The sequence below is a fragment of the Lysinibacillus sp. UGB7 genome (genome assembly GCF_049058285.1).
In the GTDB taxonomy this organism is placed as follows: Bacteria; Bacillota; Bacilli; order Bacillales_A; family Planococcaceae; genus Lysinibacillus; species Lysinibacillus sphaericus_B.
In genome coordinates, this window is the sequence record NZ_JBMGUV010000046.1 from 1 (window position 1) to 16,288 (window position 16,288).

Here is a 16,288-nt window from a genome sequence, read left to right on the forward strand (position 1 = left end):
CGATCCAAACAATCATTCCATCGCCTCCAGCTTTCGATTAGTTATTCTGGTTTTACATTCATTTTTGCTAACACCTTTTGACGTTCTGCTTCGAAATCAGTAGCTTGTCCTGATGGTTCTGCAACTTGTAATGCTTGAGTAGCGCTAGATGCTTCATTGCGCTTACTAAACCAATCTGGTACGACTTCAACACGTCTTTGTGGTTGAGCACGGTTAGAAGGATTCTTCCTTTGTTGCTTTTGTGCTTCAAACCGTAGTCTGTCAGCTTCAACATCTGCGATTGTTGTAAACTTCTTGTTGCTCCAGTCTTTTAAAATCGTTTCAACGTAATTCCAACGAAGCACATTGTTTTCTACCGATAACTTCATTGCGTGAACCACAAGTTCATCTGTTAGATCATCAATCCAATTGCTGATTTTATTAGCGACATGAGATGTAATGCCACCAAATCCGTTTTGCTCATAGAACTGAAATGCGTTCGGCGGTTTAGGTTTTGGATTGTCCTTTGCGTATGCAGTGGCCTTATTATCATCATTATTATTTATAGCTGTAGTAATCTTTGTAGTAATCTCTGTATTTGTCCCCACTTCTACGTCACCACCCTCCCCACTTTGAAGGTTAGAGGGTGGTGACTTCTGCGGTAACACCCTCCCCACTTCGAAGGTAATACCCTCTAATAGTCCTACGTCTAAACTGATAAACATTACGTTATACAATGTGTTAGGGCCTGTGCCGACAGTGCGAAATTCTCTTTTAACTACCCCGATTTCTTCTATCCGGTCGAATGCCTCTTTTACCTGCTTTTTACTCAAGTTAAACTGATTAGCAAAGCTTTCATAATTTCGCTGTAGCAGGTCTGCCTTGAACTTTTTCTTAATACCCAAGAGTTGCCCAGTTACTTCGTCTTTGACATAAGTAGGGCGGTGCCAATAGATTATTTCCGCTAATATAATGATGCTGTTTAAATCCGGTTTACCATTTTCAAAAGTTAAATTTTGATACCATGTGTGTGGTATTACATTGCCTTCCAAATGCATGTGCCCCATCGCATCTACTGTTGCATTTCCTGTTGTAAACATGGGATATTCACCCTCTCCATTGCGCTACAAAACGTAACGCATCTTGTAGTTTGCTAGATGGTAGTTTTGAGTAAGACTCAACGTTATAACGCTCCTTAATTGCAGAATAGATTGCCCTAAATAACTGACTCTGTGCTTGTTTATTTGCTGTTAGCTGATTGATACGCGCGCCAATTGCACTTCGCAATCGACGGCATTCTCCCTCTTGTAAATTTGGCAATAACGTCACCTACCTCTCCAATACACATTTTGTGTACCGTTGTGTATTGTTATTTATTATAATTACAATGCAATACGTTCAGGTACACGTTTCGTATACTCGTTATTAAAAAAAAGATACACTGGACTTTCTTCTAGTACTTCGGAAATAAGTTGCATTTCATTCCGTTTAAAAGCTCTTTCACCTTTCAATTTCAAAGAAAGTGCTGATGTTGAGATTTTTAGTCCTTTCTTTTCAAACAGTAAGTTACAAAGATCTTTTTGTGTTAGACCTTTTGAAGCTAACAGGCCTCTTAATTCAGGGAATTCTACTGTTTTTTGAGTATTTGTCATAGAAAAATGTCACCTCCTTCTAGTTATCTCAAACTATAATACACATTTTGTGCACTGTCAACGAATTAAAGTGAAATTGTTTACATATTGTAAATTAAATGATATATTATTATTCGGAGGAGGTGAGATAAAATGGATATTAATGTAGAGAAAGTATTAGAAGAGATAGTAAAAAGAAGTGGTTTAGAACAAGACAAGTTTGCTGAAAGTATAGGCTTGAAAAAAGCTGCTTTTAATAATTACATCAAAGGGCGTCGCGAACTTCCTAAAGAAGCCATTGTACGACTGATGAATCAATATAATGTGAACCCACAAGTATTTTTTGATGCAAAAGCTAATCTGTATCTGCCTAAGAAAAAGGCTATAAATTCACCAAGTTCATCTCTGCCTTTATACGGAACAGTAGCAGCTGGTGCTTTATCTGAAATAGAGGGTGTAATGGAAGAGGAAGTTGAATATATAAACATTCCCCAAAGGTTTTTAGGTAAGCATAGAAGTTGTAAAAATTTATTTGCTATGGTTGTAAATGGTGAGTCGATGAATAAAATTATTACAGATGGAAGTGTAGTAATAGCAAAACCTTTGGAATTAGATCAATATAAAGAAAACGATATAGTTATATTTAATTACAATGGTGAATATTCTTTGAAAAGATTCTTACCTAATACCCTTGAGGATCATTTTATGTTTGCATCTGAATCTACAGATAATAGATTTAAAAACATCTCAATACCCAAAGAATCATTAAATAACTTAAAATTATGTGGTAAAATTATTTATTACGGAAATGTACTTTAATTAATTTCAAACGTTTGCAATTAAAAAGGACTAGCTCATGTGCTAGTCCTTCTTTTTTTATTCACTCTAGTTTAAACATGCGTTACATTCCCCTCATAATATCTTTCTTATGGATCTCTTTTTAAACCTTCAATTCATCAATGATTTTTCTAACAACCTGTCTAACTGATTCATTAAAATTCAATTCTCCATACTTTGTTTGCTGTTCAAGTTGTACAATCAGATCACTTGTTAAATCTAAATTAATACTGTACTGATAATGTACAGAAGATATGTGTATTCGTTGTTTCTCATCATCAATTACTGCATACACTTCTTCAAAATCATTAATATGAAATTCGAATAATTTTACTCTCATTTTGGTTCACTCTCCTACGCAATATCTTATTTATTTTTGTAAAAAAGCAGCTTATACTATTTATGTCTTTGATAAGACCGTAGTATAAGCTGCTCATTTGAGTGGCTTGTTTTTTATTTATTCTCTAATCTAAAGATTTCCTGATAAGTCATCGTATAGATCAGTATTATTACCAGCAGTAGGTTTTACATCCTCTTTTATTGAAGGGGGAATAATTTCTTCCTCGGATTCAACAGTTTTAATATCTTTTTTTACTAGCTTTTCAGTTAATGTCGCATCTGGATTTGTATAGAGTGCCTTTTGCACATCATAATTCATAATATCTGTAATACCAAATCGATCAATCATATGTTGTACAACGTTTGTAATTGATAACTGTATGTTTGGTTGAGCATCCAGCCATGCATTAATAGTAGCCTGCTGATTCTTTTCTAATTTTTCTAAACGCCAAGAAACTAACTTCCTATTCTCCATTACCTGCTACAACCCCTTTAAAAAACACTTTTTCATTGAGAATGTCCAAACCAATTGCATTTAATGATGGAGCCATTTCTTTTGGTACCCAAAGTGTACGAGCATTCACAGAATCCGTAAAATCCTTTAGTTCTTGATACATGCTCTCTCTAAAAGCAGCAGAGCCACCACCGAACACCACAATATCATCCACATTACCAGCCAGTGTGTTTAAGAACATATCTGTTACCTGTTCTAAAATCATTTCACCTTGTTCGATTTTAGCATCATCCATAACACTATTTGCTTTGTCATGGAAATGATGTTCTTCGTCAAACACAACTTGCATAAATTGTTGGCGTGTCATAGAAATATCAACTTGTACTTCTTCATCAAAAAGCTTTTTAGCTACATCTGCAGCATGCCCCACACCGAAGCGTTTACCATCACATAGATCATTTACAGGCTTTCCATTTACAACATAAATAAATTCGGTTGTACCATCACCTATATCAACTAAAAGCAATTTTCTGTTTTTAAAATCTTTGTTGGAGATGTCCTTACCATATTCGCTATGATATTCCGTTAGAAGTTTATGCCCACCCTCTATTAGGGCATATACTGCTGGTACACCCTCTTGTGTAACTTTTACTTTGCCAAAAGTTATACGAACAGTAACAGGTTTAGCGTTGACATATATATCGACTATATGTGTTTCTTCAAGGAATCTCTTCTCAAAAATCTGTGCAACTGCTGGGTCATATTCTCTTGCAGGTAGAGCAGTCGAATACTCAACAGAAACGTTTAAATCTGTAGGTAATTCATTTTTTAGCTTGTAATAATCTTGAACAGCTTTAGTGGCAATTATGCCTAATGCCATAACGATAGGTATATCGTTTTTATGTTTGTCTCCAACAGTAATATTCATGTTGCGTTTAACTCTTCCTACTGATGTAGCCTTTTCACCAATAGCAAATGTACCAGGGCGTTTTATTGCTTTGCTGTTAATGTGAGCAATTATATTGTTTGGTAAGTTGTTTATAGATGTTTCAAGATTATCTTCTGTTACTGAGGGTATTGTTACATTTGGTGAAATAAGTGTTTTTTGTTTCATTGCCTTTGGTTGAGCATTTTCGTCCATTAGTCTAATGATTGGCTTCGTAGATGAGTTACCTACATCATTACCTACTCTGTACTTTAATATCATCTTTATTCCTCCCGAATGAAGTCATTTTGCTTTCATAATGAAATTATATACTACTCAAAAGAAAATGTACAGCTAAAATGAAGTCATTTTGCTTTCATTTTGAATTAAAAACGACTTCGTTTTAAGTATATATTCATAAAATGAAGTGGATATGACTTCATTTTGAATTAAATACCGAAATATTTTCCAGCTCTCTCTTTTACCCAAATAGTACGAGTGACATTTTTGATAGCTCTATACATAACTGCATGAAGTGATTTTGCTTTCCCACGTCCCCAAGCATTAATGACTGAGAGTATGTTTGTATAATAGACACTTGTGTGGTCCTCAATTTTAATTTCTTTATCTACAGAAGCCTTTGCCTTATAAATAGTTCCTACAAGATCATACATCTCTTTAGCATCAAAAAATGGCGATAAAACTTGGTTTAATGTTTCAGGTAATTTTGCTTTTAGTCCTTCTTTTAAAAGCGATTTTTCATTTTGAACTTTAGAAGGCTCTTCTGTGTCATCTGTATTATTTAAAATATTAGGAGTCTCTAAAAGAGTATCTATGGTGTCGCATTCCGGTGTCGCATTCTCAATGAATGCCTCTTTAGCAGCAAGTTGATGTAAGAATACAATGGCATTTGTAGACTGTCTTTTATCACCGTTTACGCGTTTTGTCTCATATTGCACGATGATACCCAGTGACTCTAATTGCTCGCATGCACGAATGACTGTAGACCTGTGTAATTCTAGCTGCTTAGCAATCTTGCTTTTGGACATATAGCATACTCCAAAATATTTGCATGCATGGGTATGGATAAAGTCTAGAATTTTTTTTGCTGCTGGTGTAAGTAAAGAGTTAAATTGATTGCGGATAGCAATTGTGTTGGCATTTAATTGCTCTTTATTGCTGAATGGTTGTAGTAGCTGATATGTATTTAGAGTTGCTGGAAGTGTCATTGATATTCGCTCCTTTTGGAAACGAAAAAAGCATCTATCATACCACGTGCAAAGGTATGATAGATGCTTTTTAATGTTCAGGACCTAAAATTTATAATCAATATAAATTAATTGCGTCAAAATGGTTGCAATTATCCCAAATATTATATAATATAAGCGTATCAAACCGATGTGGGTCAACACATGGTTATAAAGTCGAGTGGAGCGTTTTTTAGGGATTCCAGTCCCTTTAACTCGCTGTGAAGCTCGGCTTTTTTTTTATGCAATTTTTTCGTTCGTTGTTTGTTAATTTGAATACTACCACTATGTGGATAACTTTTGCAACTAAAACTAGTAAAAAAATAGTTATCCACAACTCATTTACTAGAATTTAGGATTTTATATACAGTGCTTCGGGCAATGTTGAACTCCTTCGCTATATCAACTGCACTCTCCCCAGCTTTGAAGAGTGTTATGATATGGCGTTTTGTTTTTTCATCTACAGATGGGCGACCACCAATGCGACCACGCTTTCTTGCTGCCTCTAATCCTGCTTTTGTTCGTTGCTGAATAATATCTCTCTCAAACTCGGCAAATACGGCCAACATACCGAACATAGCTCTACCCGTTGGTGTCGATGTGTCAAATGCATCATTGATACTAACAAAATCCACATTTTTCTTTTTCAGTTCGTCTGTCAGTTGATATAGCTCCTTGGTGCTTCTTGCTAAACGGTCTAATTTAAACACCACGAATAAATCACCAGCTGCAGCAGCCTTAAACGCATTTTGTAATTCCGCTCGTTCATCATTGCGACTGGAAATTTTTTCTATATACATAATCAATTCTAAGTTTTTGTCTTCAGCATACTTTTCGATGGCCATTTGTTGCATATCCAAATTTTGATCGTCAGTGCTAACACGTGCATATCCAATAATTCTCATAAAGTGCCCCTTTTTTGTCTATAATCATACGTTTTATATAATTATAATCGTAGACGAGTAAAAAGACAAATAGTGCTACTTTAGAGAGTAGGGAAGGTAGATTTTATGTTAGAAGGTTTTTATGTACATAAAACGATGGATTTATGTACATGAAGAAATATGAATCAAAAATTACTGTTATGGTGTGCCCTATCAGTAATACTAAACTTAATGTTCTGGACTTTCTAGATTAGGCAGCAATGACAAACTATAAATCAAAAAAGGACCATGAGATTATTTATCTCTCTGGGTCCTTTTTTGATTTCTTTTTCTTCTTTGGAATAGTAGGGAATTCATATTTCTCAGATTGTTTTTTCACGCCTTCTACAATTTTTAGTTTCTTATTTTCATTACTCATACATTTTCACCTCTTGCAAAAAGTATGGCCCTTGATAAAAATTTTTAAACGTTCTAGGACAAGTATCTCTGACCATAAATTTTAATATGTACTCGGGACAAAAAGTCACTGTCCTGATTTTAAATTGCTATTGGGGGGATGGGGGAGTGGAAAAAAAGGGCAGAAGAGAGCGTCGTTATCAAAAAAAACGTGATGTAAAGCCAATAATTTCAGTAGGTTTAAAAGATGTCATTTATCGTTTAAATTACATTACAGGTATACCAGTCCAAGATATATGTCCAGAACTTTGTATGTTGGTCCTCAAAGATCGCAAGTCAATTGAAGACTTGTCCCAATATTTCAAGAGAGATTTAATATTTAGTAATACAATGTTTCGTGGGCATGAAACTAATAAGACTATTGAAAAACGTATTAAAGGGCCGAGTGACAGAGTTTCAGCAAGATTTACTCAAAGTGAATATGCTTCTTTAGCATTGTTAACATTTGCGCTAGATTGTTCTGTATCTCGTTCTGCTGCAGTTCTATTAGAAATTAGTATGAGTCAGGTACGTTTCGTAAATACGTATTTAAAACAATATCTTCAAGAGGAATTAAATGAGTCACAAATGCGAGAATTAAGGGAAATTTTAAGGTATGTAAATAGAGTAGGCGAATCCTATTACTCGTGGGCATCACTATTGAGTCATGTAGTGGATGAAGTAGGTACACCAGTATCAAGGATAAAAGATGTTGTTAGTGATTTCATTGACATGAAATGGAGAGAATAGGTATTTTTGATTTGTGTTATTTATTCCAAAAAAGTAAAATTAATTAAGAAAACCTATTTACTTTTTTAAATAGGTGTAGTATAATTAATTTATAGAAAGGAGGTGAACAAGAGTGGATGATTTAGAAAAAGTCCTTGCAACAGTAGCACTAGTCGCAACAGCATTTAAAGCTTTCACATCAGGCTTAAAAGACATTTACGACATGATGCAAGGAACAAAGAAAAAGCGACGCCCTCCCGCAAAGAAGAAACGTCGCAAATAAGCTGTGAAGGAGGTTGACGCCTCCTTCTCACTAAAATTATATCACATCCACTTAAATGTATGAAAAAATTGCTTAAACGATTTGGCTATACAAACATTGCTTTATTAATCGCTAGTACAGCTATAATACTCACATATGTCGATTTCCAAAGTCTTTCAACATTTGATTATGTATTATTAGTGCTTTACGGAATCACAGTTTTGATTCACATCACAAGGCTGATATTGTTCATGTCCCAAAAGAAAAGGTGATTATATGGTATATAAATTCACAACAACCGAAGAACTACTGACATTTTTAAATGAGGAATTATTGTCTGCAGCTGAAGCCGCTGAGGTGCTAGGTATATCGAAAGCTCGACTCGGTCAATTAGTAAAAGACGGAAAGTTAGTAGCTGCCAAAGAACAACCGAAAATATTTTTAAAAAGCATGCTATTAGAGAAAAAGGATGAACTTGAATCGCTTCGAAAAAAATTCAGACCATATGATGAATGAACAAAAAAAAGACCAGGCTCACAAATTTTTGTGATTACCTGGTCATTAATACTTTATTTAGATATTGTTAACTATTATTTTCAACGTATTTCATTGCACGAGTTAAGAATGCTGCCATGTGTCCTCGTGTTAATGAGTTATACGGTTTGAATGTTCCATCAGAGTAACCAGTCGTAATACCAGAGTTTGCAACACTTTGAACTATATTTGAATCTGGCCAACTCCATGAGACATCTTTAAAAAGTTTTGTACCCTCTGGAACCTTTTCCTCTAAAGGCAGTTTAAAAGCTCGAACTAACATCAGAGACATTTGTAATCTAGTTAAGTTACTATTAGGTTTAAGAGTAGAAACATTTACCCCGTAAATAATGCCAGCCTCCGCAGCAGACTGAATATATCCGCTGTTTACATTACTCTTAGGCACATCCTCAAATTTTGTTTCTCTCAGAGTGCCATCAAGTCCTATAGCTTTAGCGATCATTACAATCGCTTCTTCCCTTGTTATCAAGTCCGTTGGTCTATACACACTTTCTTTCTCTAACACTCCTTGTTCTACCAAATAATTTATATCATTAAAGTTAGGATGTGTCGCAGGAACATCCTCAAACACTTGCGAATCTTTTGCTGATACTTCTGGTAAAGCAAATGCAACGACTAAAATTAATGTAATAATCGACGTTAATATTTTTTTCATCAATAACCCTCCTCTTCTTCCATTATACCTAATTGGATGCTAATTGGAATCCATGCATTAAACTAGGTATAAATTGAAAGCACCACTCACAATTTGTGGAAATAAAAAAAGCCCAGGCTCAAAATTAATTGAGTCCTGGGCTTTAGTATTTTTATGATTAAATTTAACAAGTACTGTACTGATTTTGACTATTTTTTATTATTTATACGTTGCTGAATCGTAATATACAAACCTAATAATCTATCGCTTGTCATTGTACCATTCTGTAAATCCTTCAAATGAGATTCCTGAATAATCCCATCCTTAACAGCCTTTGCAATAAAGTTTTCTGTCTCAGTTTTCATAGCTGGTGAACCTGGATTCCAATTTGTCACTTTAATTTCCTCCTTTTTGTCTTCCACAATTAGTTGTACTTGTCCTTTGCTATTAGTAGGCACTTTTATTTGTCCTTCTAACTTGTAGCCTTTAGGCATCTTCCAAGATGATTTAACCTCGAAATGTGGTCGGTCAATAGCATTAGTCCAAGTACCTCCCCACTCGATGCCTATCTTCTTGGCTATAGCTCCCACTCGATTTAACGTAGTCACATCATATAAAGATTGTGGAGGGCCAACAGCAATATCCCATGCTAATCGTGTTTTATGATTACTGTTTAGCGTCCAAGTAACAATCTGCCCTGGTCTAGTGCGCCCCTGAGCATATAGATACTTTTGGCGTTCTTGTGACCGATATGTTTCTGTAATGAAGATGTTCTTAATGCCCGCCTTGTAACACTCCTGAAATAGCAATCTACAGGCTGTTTGTGCAACTGGCAAAAGCTCGGCTAAGTCTCTGCATGTAGTAGTTACGCTTGTCATTTCTTTTTCACGTCCTCTTTTGATTTCAATTCTTTATCAACATTTTTTCCTGCCAATTCGTTCAGTACTTCATTTGCAAAGCGTTCATCTGGTTGATTTTCAATAACTTTTAACTTTTCAGCTAATTGTTGCGGTACTAAAACCCCTAGCTGTGCCATATTTTCCGTGATGCTTAGAGCTTCATTGGCAATATAAAAAAGTACTGTCGCAAATGTTAGCGTTCCAGCTAACGACAGTACTTGATCGATAATATTTGCAGTAACAATTACAATTAAAATCAACAACTTACGTGCATAGCCAAATAAACTTTTTCGACTCCATAAATTATCATTTTTAATTGCTTTAAAGACTCCAGTAATAATGTCTAGTCCCATTAATAATAACAATAAGTGTAGAAATTTAACGCCACCAAATAAATATAAATGTGCTACTTCTAAATACTCCAAATTCATGCCTCCCATATTACGCACTCCTTTTTTCTTGCATTTTAAAAGTCACACCTTTATCACTGGTGTGACCTTTAACTTTTTATAATCTCTACGTGCTGCAGATTTAATTTTTTTCGATTTTCATTAATTCTTTTTTGTCCTTTTAGACAGTATTCTAATTCTAATTCAAAACCAATCCAATTACGCCCTGTGTTATCACATGCCACTGCAGTAGTAAATCCACCCATACAATTATCCAACACCGTATCACCTTCATTTGTATACGTGCGTACAAGGTATTCAAATAACGCTATTGGTTTTTGCGTAGGATGAAAAGTACCGCTGTCGCGAGGAAAATCAACAACAGATTTAGGGAAATTCTTTTTCTTAACGATATGTGGTTTTGTCAATGTATCATTATTCTTCCCTAAGACTTTCATATTAGGAGAATTTTTGACTAGAACAGGCTTAATTTGTTGAACGCCTTGCGGATTGTACGTCGGTAACTTTTTGTAGAAAATACATACATTCTCATGATTTTTCATAGGCATCCTATTAGCATTCGGGAACCCTGTTACATGATTACCTTTCTTCCAAATCCACTCATATCGGAATAGCTTAAAATTTGATGCTACCAACTTACTTGTAAAGGGCTGGCTTGCTGTTAATACAATTGCTCCGTTGTCTTTGATTATTCTCTCGTACTGTTCCCACAATAACTCAAATGGAATGATGGAATCCCACTTGCAATTTGTAGTTCCGTAAGGGAGATCTGACAAAATTAAATCAACTGATTTATCAGGTATATACTTCATACCTTCCAGGCAATCCATATTGTAAATCGTGTTTTCGCAAATTTTCATTTCTTTTTTCCTCCCGATATGTAATAATAGGTATCGGACAGGAACACTCGTTCTTGTTTTAGGAATGAGAGGCTTGTATATCAAGCCTCTTTTTTATTTCGATAGCGTTTTAGACAATAAAAATAACGCTAAGCTTATGCTTGCGTTTCTGAATGCTCTTCGGTAGGAACAATACTCATAATTAAATGTTTATTTACAATAGCCCCACCGAAATTTACAAACGATAATCGTTGGTCATTTAAAGAGGTAGTTAGTTCAGTCACGTTGATTTCCGCACCTGCCATATTAATTACTTGACCATCATTTAATTTTACTTGGTAATTCATATTTATCATTCTCCTTTAATTATGTTAAATTTATATAACCTACATCTGAACCATTGATACGTACATACAAACGCCTAGCACCAGAACTATAAGCGATTCCAATACCAGGCGTGTGTCCTCTAGCAAGGCCATTTACAATCCCCGCGTTTTCAAAATTTAAGTTGCCGTGAAAATTCATATCGTTGGAAGCTAAAATAAGTGAATCTAACGCAGAAATTTCTACGTTCCCGTTCCATGCAGTAATATTGGACCCATCCCAGAAATTAATACGGTTTCCGCCACTGCCTTGTAAATATAAGTTGTTACCTAACCTAATATCTTGTTGGATATTGATGTTTCCAGATGTTATAGTTCCTAAATTACCTGTAATATTCGACAAGACGGTTACTGCACCTACAAGATTAATCTTAGAAGCTTGTATGCTAATAGTGGTTGCCGTTTGATTAATCTTCGACACAACTGTATTACCCGTAAAATCTGTTAAGCTCACTTTTGACTCAATTTGATGAGCTTGTTGCGTAATGCTACTTTCAGCGTTACTTACACGTGTGCCTAAACCACTGATTTGCGTTTGCTGGCTAGTCACTGTTGACTGTATTTGTGAAGCAGTTTGAGAGACAACGGAAACGTCATTTCGGACGGTTCGAATATCATTATTAATCGTAGTTACTTGAGCTGATACTTCGCTTCGTATTTCTGTTGCAGTTTGAGTAATACGACTACTTAAATTATTATTTAAATCTGTTACGCTTTGCGTGATGCTATCAGCACGTATATTGATAGCTGCAATCGATACGCCTATTTCTTCAACCTCTAAGTCAATCCTGTCGTCTGTCTGTTCAAACTTTGAACGATAACGCTTGTCGTTGGCATTAATAGTTGCTCGTTGATTTAGTAGTGCATCCACAATTGTTTTAGCCTGTGTATTTCCTACATCCACCTCAGATTCACTATAATCACGCTTTGTCTTTTTACTTAAAATACGTGTTTGATATTCCAGCTGTAAGCCTTCATGAATGAGCCAAACCATATCTCCCACATTTCCATCTATTGTTGTGACCTTGACTTTGATACTCGTCTCAGGTGCTGCAGGTAACTCCTTAGCTAATCGCGTTGACATTTCCTCAACAGTTTCTATGTTCTCGTCATGGATTGGATCAGCAATGCGTATCCCGATTCTTGGTGAACTTGCTAACGGCGACGTATAAGTAATATCAATGCCCTCAGCCCCATAGCCCCTAATTTGAGTTTTTAATCCAGCAGTAGGAATACTATAAGATAACGTCTCGATGTTATGTCGATAACGGAATTGTAGGTCATTGTCTACACCAGTTATTTTGGCGAATCGTATAACCTTATTGGGCAAAATTTGGCGCTCGCATTCAAACACGGAGCAAAGATGCTCTATCAAGACAATAGGATTTGCTTCACCAAAGTTCGGGAGTAATTGATAACCAGTGACATCCATATTAATAAAAGTCCAACCAGTACCACCAAGGACAAATGACATAAAATCGTCCAAAGTCCTTGTCCCGCCATGAATACCATATCTAAATTCATCTGCTAATGAAAAATAACTGTGGACAGCTACTGCCTTTTTCGTGAATGTGTCGCCGCTAAAATCTTTAACAATATATTCGTGGCCATCTTCGTCTTCAATAATCGTTTCAAAGTCTAACAATGTATGTCCTGGATTCTTTTCATGTAAAAAAGAGCTAAACGAGATGCGCAAAGCACCGTTCAACTCTTCAAATTTCTCGTAGTTTGTTTCCAAAAGTGGTTCTGTTAGTGAACCATTTGTGACAATGAGCAAGTTCTATCACCTTCTTTATAATAAAAATACGCCAATCAATAAAGAGTGACGTTACTGAACAATATGGAACGTAGGATCCATACTCGAAATTTCAGAGTTGTTTTTATAATCCTGGTACACCCGCAGGTCCTTTTGCATCACCAAGATAATTACCGCCATTTTTTATCCAGGTTATACCCTCCTCAATAGAATATAGGCGTCCCTCTATATTTGATAACATTTGAATAATGCGATTTTCATTCTGCTCTTGGCTACTCATAACAAACTGGAGCAATTCTTTTACTTCTTTTAATTCATTTAATACTATTTCGTCCATTATAAAGCTCCTTCCTGGTATTCAAATTTAATAAAAATACGCTACTCAATTGGAGTAGCGCTTACTGAACAATATGGAACTGTTATACGCCTTCTGTAGTTGTTAAGATATAATCCTCAACAGATTGTCTGTACTCTTGATTAGTAATATCATCAATAACATAAGTTTTCTCTGTTTTTGGATTTAAACCTCCGTTAATGATTCGTTCTGAAGCTATACGTACTACTATTTGATTAACTTTTTCCATTATAAAATCCCTCCATTTTCTTCATCTGCTTTTAATAACAATTCGTCTTCTAATTCTTTAATCTTCTGTTCTTCAGGAGTTAAAGGTTTGAAAATTTCCTCATATATTAATTCCTTAGTTTCAGGATTTACTCCCATAATTTTTTTATCATCAAGAAATCCGAATGGAAGGTCTATAGCAAAAATTTCTGTTGTGTCAGGACGGTCTAAAACCTCTCCTGATATGTCATGAAGTATGGCTATAAGTTCTCCCGAAGTGTTAGCTATAATGCGAGCTCCTATAAACTTCTTCATCCTAAGCCCTCCTTATCCCGTTACATAATACCCGTACTCTTCATAAGTACCCGTATTATGAATTTGCATTGTAAACCCATCATCATATACAGTGGTAGCACTGTCTAATCCAGTAGAACCGGCTGTGTTAATAAACACCTTAGTGTCTTCCCATGTGTTACTAGTAAGAGCCTTAGGAACGTAAGATGCAAACCCATTAGATGTGTAGCTAACACCTACCATTTTAAGTGATATGGTCTTAGGTCTGAAAGCTAGACCTCTAACAGTTACAGTTGTAGAACCGTTTGGACTAACGCGTCCTGTAGCACTTTTAGATGACTGTATCTTTCGAATATTAGCTGCCATCTGTGCGCCTGTAGCTGTTGGACTTGTTGGTACTTTCATGTCAGTGATCGCCGCAGCTACATTTGTTTTTACATCACTGGCAGATTGCTTTAAATCCTGTATAGAGAACCATGCATCATCATGACCCATAAACCTTACATCCTTATGGTTCATAATAAAGCTGTATATCTTGTTATCTTTTCGGAACTCTAACCCGTAGTCTACAGTAGAGCTTGCGTTCAACTGTATAGAGGCACTAGAAGAAGAGACAGAACCTGGAACACTCATTTCAAACACTGGAACACCTTTAGTAATAGACAAGTTACCACCCATTGTTAATCCGCCTGCCAAAATGTTATTACCTGTTTTCGTTACAAACGAGGACGTCTGTGGCGTCCAAGGATAGCCACCGTAAGTAGGCTCTCCTGTATCATACAATGAAGCACCTGTAGAGTTTAGAGCATCGAAAATCTCAGAATATGTCCCGAGAATCTCTATTTTCACTGACAATGCATTGCTTGCTGATGGGGCCTTTATTAAACCTACAGTTACAGATTTTTCATAAATAACAGCTTCTCTCAATTTATAGAACTCTGCGAATTTAGGCGACATTGAAAGTATGACCATATTACTATATTGGATGCCAGACCCATATTTTCCGATGTTATAAATAACCTCTGCACCACCTGCTGACAATGTAGCAACGCCCGATGTTGCGTATGTTACCTTTATAATGCCTGAAAAATTATCTAGCGGCATGGTGAAATCCAAAATTTCAACACTTGTAGTGCTTTTCCAATTATCGCTTCCAATATAGAATGCCTTAGAGACTGACATGGCTTTTAGGTTCATAATATCCATATCATTATAGGCACCTTTTTGCCACGAGTTATCAACTTTAGTTTTAACTTCAGCCAACTGTGCAGTAACTTCTGTTAAATCAGCTGGCGGTCCCTGTGGTCCTTCTGGTCCTTGAGGTCCTTGAATACCTTTTAAGGATTCAACCCATTCTTCCATCGTTCCTTCGAACCCATTCTCTACAGCTAGGTCGTATGCTGATTTACCTTGCGGACCTTGAATCGGACCAACATTCTTCCAAGTATTCGAGTTGTCCTGCCATACATAAAGATCACCATGAATCATGTAGGCGTCACCAGGTGATCCAGTAGTCGGTAAATCGCTCTCACTCAATAACTCACCGATAATATTTACCCCTGTACCATCTTTACCATCAGTTCCTCTCTCGCCCTTGTCACCTCTATCACCTTTTCCTCCTTTTTCAGCAAGCAATTGCCAATGTGCATTAACGACTAATGGAGGAGTAGGAGGTGCATTTCCTTTGGTGTTTTTTAACGCAATAAAGCTACTACCTTTTAACGTTACAATGTTATTGGTAGAATATTGAACCTCATTGTTGTATTCGGATTTTGGGCTTAACTGATTAACAAAGTTCTGCATTGTAGTAACCGCATTAAGTGCATCCTGTGTGGCATTCTTAGCATTTTGAATAGCTTGATTTGTGTTGTTAGCAGCATCATTTGCACTTGCTGTAGCAGTGTTTGCATTAGCTATTGCCACATTTAAGTCTGCTAATGTAACAGACACGGTTTGTAGAGCCGTTTGTAAGGCTGTGTTATTTGCATTAATTGCATCTTGTGTAGCTGCATCGTTAGCTGCAATAGCCTGTTGTACGGCAATATTTGCAGCATTTACAGCCTGATTTAACCTCTCTAACAGTTCATCTACTTCACCGCCTGCCAGAATATTGATTTGTATCTGCAGATTCGTTAAACCTTTAATAATGCGATTCCAGTTTTCGTTGATTTTGTTACGTTCTGCACGACTCACTGGTGATTGTGTCGAGTGTAAACTGATCGTCATTCCTTCAC

22 protein-coding genes are annotated in these 16,288 nt (G+C 36.0%); 4 read left to right on the forward strand and 18 right to left on the reverse strand.

The annotated features are described in order from the left end of the window. Positions 1-41: 41 nt before the first annotated feature. From ACOMCU_RS25465 to ACOMCU_RS25475, 3 genes are all read right to left on the reverse strand, one after another. On the reverse strand, positions 42-1,079 hold the full coding sequence (locus ACOMCU_RS25465; RefSeq protein WP_421051882.1) for a DnaD domain-containing protein: 1,038 nt from the start codon (positions 1,077-1,079) through the stop codon (positions 42-44). 7 nt (positions 1,080-1,086) lie between these two features. Further along, positions 1,087-1,299 carry an ORF6C domain-containing protein gene (locus ACOMCU_RS25470; RefSeq protein WP_421051883.1) on the reverse strand — a complete coding sequence of 71 codons (213 nt, stop codon included), beginning with the start codon at positions 1,297-1,299 and terminating at the stop codon, positions 1,087-1,089. Positions 1,300-1,361: 62 nt separating this feature from the next. After that, the gene (locus ACOMCU_RS25475; protein WP_421051884.1) at positions 1,362-1,631 is read right to left on the reverse strand and encodes a hypothetical protein; all 270 of its coding nucleotides are present in this window, start codon (positions 1,629-1,631) and stop codon (positions 1,362-1,364) included. A gap of 132 nt (positions 1,632-1,763) precedes the next feature. Between ACOMCU_RS25475 and ACOMCU_RS25480 the strand changes: the two genes are divergently transcribed. Then, a complete protein-coding gene (locus ACOMCU_RS25480; protein WP_421051885.1) occupies positions 1,764-2,429 on the forward strand; it encodes a LexA family protein in 666 nt (221 codons plus the stop codon). Between the two features lie 121 nt (positions 2,430-2,550). On the opposite strand, the gene ACOMCU_RS25485 is transcribed toward ACOMCU_RS25480, so the two are convergent. The 5 genes from ACOMCU_RS25485 to ACOMCU_RS25505 form a co-directional block, all read right to left on the reverse strand. Beyond that, complete coding sequence (locus ACOMCU_RS25485; protein ID WP_421051886.1) at positions 2,551-2,787, reverse strand: hypothetical protein; 237 nt, start codon at positions 2,785-2,787, stop codon at positions 2,551-2,553. 129 nt (positions 2,788-2,916) lie between these two features. Further along, a complete protein-coding gene (locus tag ACOMCU_RS25490; protein WP_421051887.1) occupies positions 2,917-3,261 on the reverse strand; it encodes a hypothetical protein in 345 nt (114 codons plus the stop codon). Beyond that, positions 3,251-4,447 carry a hypothetical protein gene (locus tag ACOMCU_RS25495; RefSeq protein WP_421051888.1) on the reverse strand — a complete coding sequence of 399 codons (1,197 nt, stop codon included), beginning with the start codon at positions 4,445-4,447 and terminating at the stop codon, positions 3,251-3,253. The genes ACOMCU_RS25490 and ACOMCU_RS25495 overlap by 11 nt, the downstream gene beginning before the upstream one ends. A gap of 167 nt (positions 4,448-4,614) precedes the next feature. Further along, complete coding sequence (locus tag ACOMCU_RS25500; protein ID WP_421051889.1) at positions 4,615-5,394, reverse strand: helix-turn-helix domain-containing protein; 780 nt, start codon at positions 5,392-5,394, stop codon at positions 4,615-4,617. A gap of 356 nt (positions 5,395-5,750) precedes the next feature. Beyond that, positions 5,751-6,317, reverse strand: coding sequence for a recombinase family protein (locus tag ACOMCU_RS25505; RefSeq protein WP_421051890.1), 567 nt, complete (start codon positions 6,315-6,317; stop codon positions 5,751-5,753). 543 nt (positions 6,318-6,860) lie between these two features. On the opposite strand from ACOMCU_RS25505, the gene ACOMCU_RS25510 reads away from it, so the two are divergent. From ACOMCU_RS25510 to ACOMCU_RS25520, 3 genes are all read left to right on the forward strand, one after another. After that, entirely contained in the window at positions 6,861-7,481 is a 621-nt protein-coding gene (locus ACOMCU_RS25510) for a hypothetical protein (RefSeq protein WP_421051891.1), read from the forward strand. Positions 7,482-7,593: 112 nt separating this feature from the next. Continuing rightward, the gene (locus ACOMCU_RS25515; protein ID WP_421051892.1) at positions 7,594-7,743 is read left to right on the forward strand and encodes a hypothetical protein; all 150 of its coding nucleotides are present in this window, start codon (positions 7,594-7,596) and stop codon (positions 7,741-7,743) included. A 255-nt stretch (positions 7,744-7,998) separates the two neighbouring features. Continuing rightward, positions 7,999-8,238, forward strand: a complete 240-nt coding sequence (locus tag ACOMCU_RS25520) for a helix-turn-helix domain-containing protein (RefSeq protein WP_421051893.1) — start codon at positions 7,999-8,001, stop codon at positions 8,236-8,238. A 67-nt stretch (positions 8,239-8,305) separates the two neighbouring features. Here ACOMCU_RS25520 and ACOMCU_RS25525 read toward each other — a convergent pair whose 3' ends face one another. From ACOMCU_RS25525 to ACOMCU_RS25570, 10 genes are all read right to left on the reverse strand, one after another. Then, complete coding sequence (locus ACOMCU_RS25525; RefSeq protein ID WP_421051894.1) at positions 8,306-8,932, reverse strand: S-layer homology domain-containing protein; 627 nt, start codon at positions 8,930-8,932, stop codon at positions 8,306-8,308. A 188-nt stretch (positions 8,933-9,120) separates the two neighbouring features. Next, entirely contained in the window at positions 9,121-9,789 is a 669-nt protein-coding gene (locus ACOMCU_RS25530; RefSeq protein ID WP_421051895.1) for a M15 family metallopeptidase, read from the reverse strand. Continuing rightward, entirely contained in the window at positions 9,786-10,241 is a 456-nt protein-coding gene (locus tag ACOMCU_RS25535) for a phage holin family protein (protein ID WP_421051930.1), read from the reverse strand. The genes ACOMCU_RS25530 and ACOMCU_RS25535 overlap by 4 nt, the downstream gene beginning before the upstream one ends. Before the next feature lie 68 nt (positions 10,242-10,309). Then, positions 10,310-11,080, reverse strand: coding sequence for a DNA-methyltransferase (locus ACOMCU_RS25540; RefSeq protein WP_421051896.1), 771 nt, complete (start codon positions 11,078-11,080; stop codon positions 10,310-10,312). 134 nt (positions 11,081-11,214) lie between these two features. After that, positions 11,215-11,406, reverse strand: a complete 192-nt coding sequence (locus ACOMCU_RS25545) for a hypothetical protein (protein WP_421051897.1) — start codon at positions 11,404-11,406, stop codon at positions 11,215-11,217. Positions 11,407-11,425: 19 nt separating this feature from the next. Continuing rightward, positions 11,426-13,219: a phage tail protein gene (locus ACOMCU_RS25550; protein ID WP_421051898.1), complete on the reverse strand. Its 1,794-nt coding sequence runs from the start codon at positions 13,217-13,219 to the stop codon at positions 11,426-11,428. 103 nt (positions 13,220-13,322) lie between these two features. Continuing rightward, positions 13,323-13,535 carry a hypothetical protein gene (locus ACOMCU_RS25555; protein WP_421051899.1) on the reverse strand — a complete coding sequence of 71 codons (213 nt, stop codon included), beginning with the start codon at positions 13,533-13,535 and terminating at the stop codon, positions 13,323-13,325. An 82-nt stretch (positions 13,536-13,617) separates the two neighbouring features. Next, on the reverse strand, positions 13,618-13,782 hold the full coding sequence (locus tag ACOMCU_RS25560; RefSeq protein WP_421051900.1) for a hypothetical protein: 165 nt from the start codon (positions 13,780-13,782) through the stop codon (positions 13,618-13,620). Beyond that, entirely contained in the window at positions 13,782-14,075 is a 294-nt protein-coding gene (locus tag ACOMCU_RS25565; RefSeq protein WP_421051901.1) for a hypothetical protein, read from the reverse strand. Before ACOMCU_RS25565 ends, ACOMCU_RS25560 begins: the two co-directional genes overlap by 1 nt. Before the next feature lie 12 nt (positions 14,076-14,087). Beyond that, positions 14,088-16,280 carry a hypothetical protein gene (locus tag ACOMCU_RS25570; protein ID WP_421051902.1) on the reverse strand — a complete coding sequence of 731 codons (2,193 nt, stop codon included), beginning with the start codon at positions 16,278-16,280 and terminating at the stop codon, positions 14,088-14,090. Positions 16,281-16,288 lie beyond the last annotated feature (8 nt).

What these genes read in the sequence shown, in the direction of transcription:
- ACOMCU_RS25465 (WP_421051882.1), bottom strand. Translation starts at nt 1,079, where the DNA reads ATGTTTACAACAGGAAATGCAACAGTAGATGCGATGGGGCACATGCAT.
- ACOMCU_RS25475 (WP_421051884.1), bottom strand. Translation starts at nt 1,631, where the DNA reads ATGACAAATACTCAAAAAACAGTAGAATTCCCTGAATTAAGAGGCCTG.
- ACOMCU_RS25480 (WP_421051885.1), top strand. Translation starts at nt 1,764, where the DNA reads ATGGATATTAATGTAGAGAAAGTATTAGAAGAGATAGTAAAAAGAAGT.
- ACOMCU_RS25485 (WP_421051886.1), bottom strand. Translation starts at nt 2,787, where the DNA reads ATGAGAGTAAAATTATTCGAATTTCATATTAATGATTTTGAAGAAGTG.
- ACOMCU_RS25490 (WP_421051887.1), bottom strand. Translation starts at nt 3,261, where the DNA reads ATGGAGAATAGGAAGTTAGTTTCTTGGCGTTTAGAAAAATTAGAAAAG.
- ACOMCU_RS25495 (WP_421051888.1), bottom strand. Translation starts at nt 4,447, where the DNA reads ATGATATTAAAGTACAGAGTAGGTAATGATGTAGGTAACTCATCTACG.
- ACOMCU_RS25500 (WP_421051889.1), bottom strand. Translation starts at nt 5,394, where the DNA reads ATGACACTTCCAGCAACTCTAAATACATATCAGCTACTACAACCATTC.
- ACOMCU_RS25505 (WP_421051890.1), bottom strand. Translation starts at nt 6,317, where the DNA reads ATGAGAATTATTGGATATGCACGTGTTAGCACTGACGATCAAAATTTG.
- ACOMCU_RS25520 (WP_421051893.1), top strand. Translation starts at nt 7,999, where the DNA reads ATGGTATATAAATTCACAACAACCGAAGAACTACTGACATTTTTAAAT.
- ACOMCU_RS25525 (WP_421051894.1), bottom strand. Translation starts at nt 8,932, where the DNA reads ATGAAAAAAATATTAACGTCGATTATTACATTAATTTTAGTCGTTGCA.
- ACOMCU_RS25530 (WP_421051895.1), bottom strand. Translation starts at nt 9,789, where the DNA reads ATGACAAGCGTAACTACTACATGCAGAGACTTAGCCGAGCTTTTGCCA.
- ACOMCU_RS25535 (WP_421051930.1), bottom strand. Translation starts at nt 10,241, where the DNA reads ATGAATTTGGAGTATTTAGAAGTAGCACATTTATATTTATTTGGTGGC.
- ACOMCU_RS25540 (WP_421051896.1), bottom strand. Translation starts at nt 11,080, where the DNA reads ATGAAAATTTGCGAAAACACGATTTACAATATGGATTGCCTGGAAGGT.
- ACOMCU_RS25545 (WP_421051897.1), bottom strand. Translation starts at nt 11,406, where the DNA reads ATGAATTACCAAGTAAAATTAAATGATGGTCAAGTAATTAATATGGCA.
- ACOMCU_RS25555 (WP_421051899.1), bottom strand. Translation starts at nt 13,535, where the DNA reads ATGGACGAAATAGTATTAAATGAATTAAAAGAAGTAAAAGAATTGCTC.
- ACOMCU_RS25560 (WP_421051900.1), bottom strand. Translation starts at nt 13,782, where the DNA reads ATGGAAAAAGTTAATCAAATAGTAGTACGTATAGCTTCAGAACGAATC.
- ACOMCU_RS25565 (WP_421051901.1), bottom strand. Translation starts at nt 14,075, where the DNA reads ATGAAGAAGTTTATAGGAGCTCGCATTATAGCTAACACTTCGGGAGAA.
- ACOMCU_RS25570 (WP_421051902.1), bottom strand. Translation starts at nt 16,280, where the DNA reads ATGACGATCAGTTTACACTCGACACAATCACCAGTGAGTCGTGCAGAA.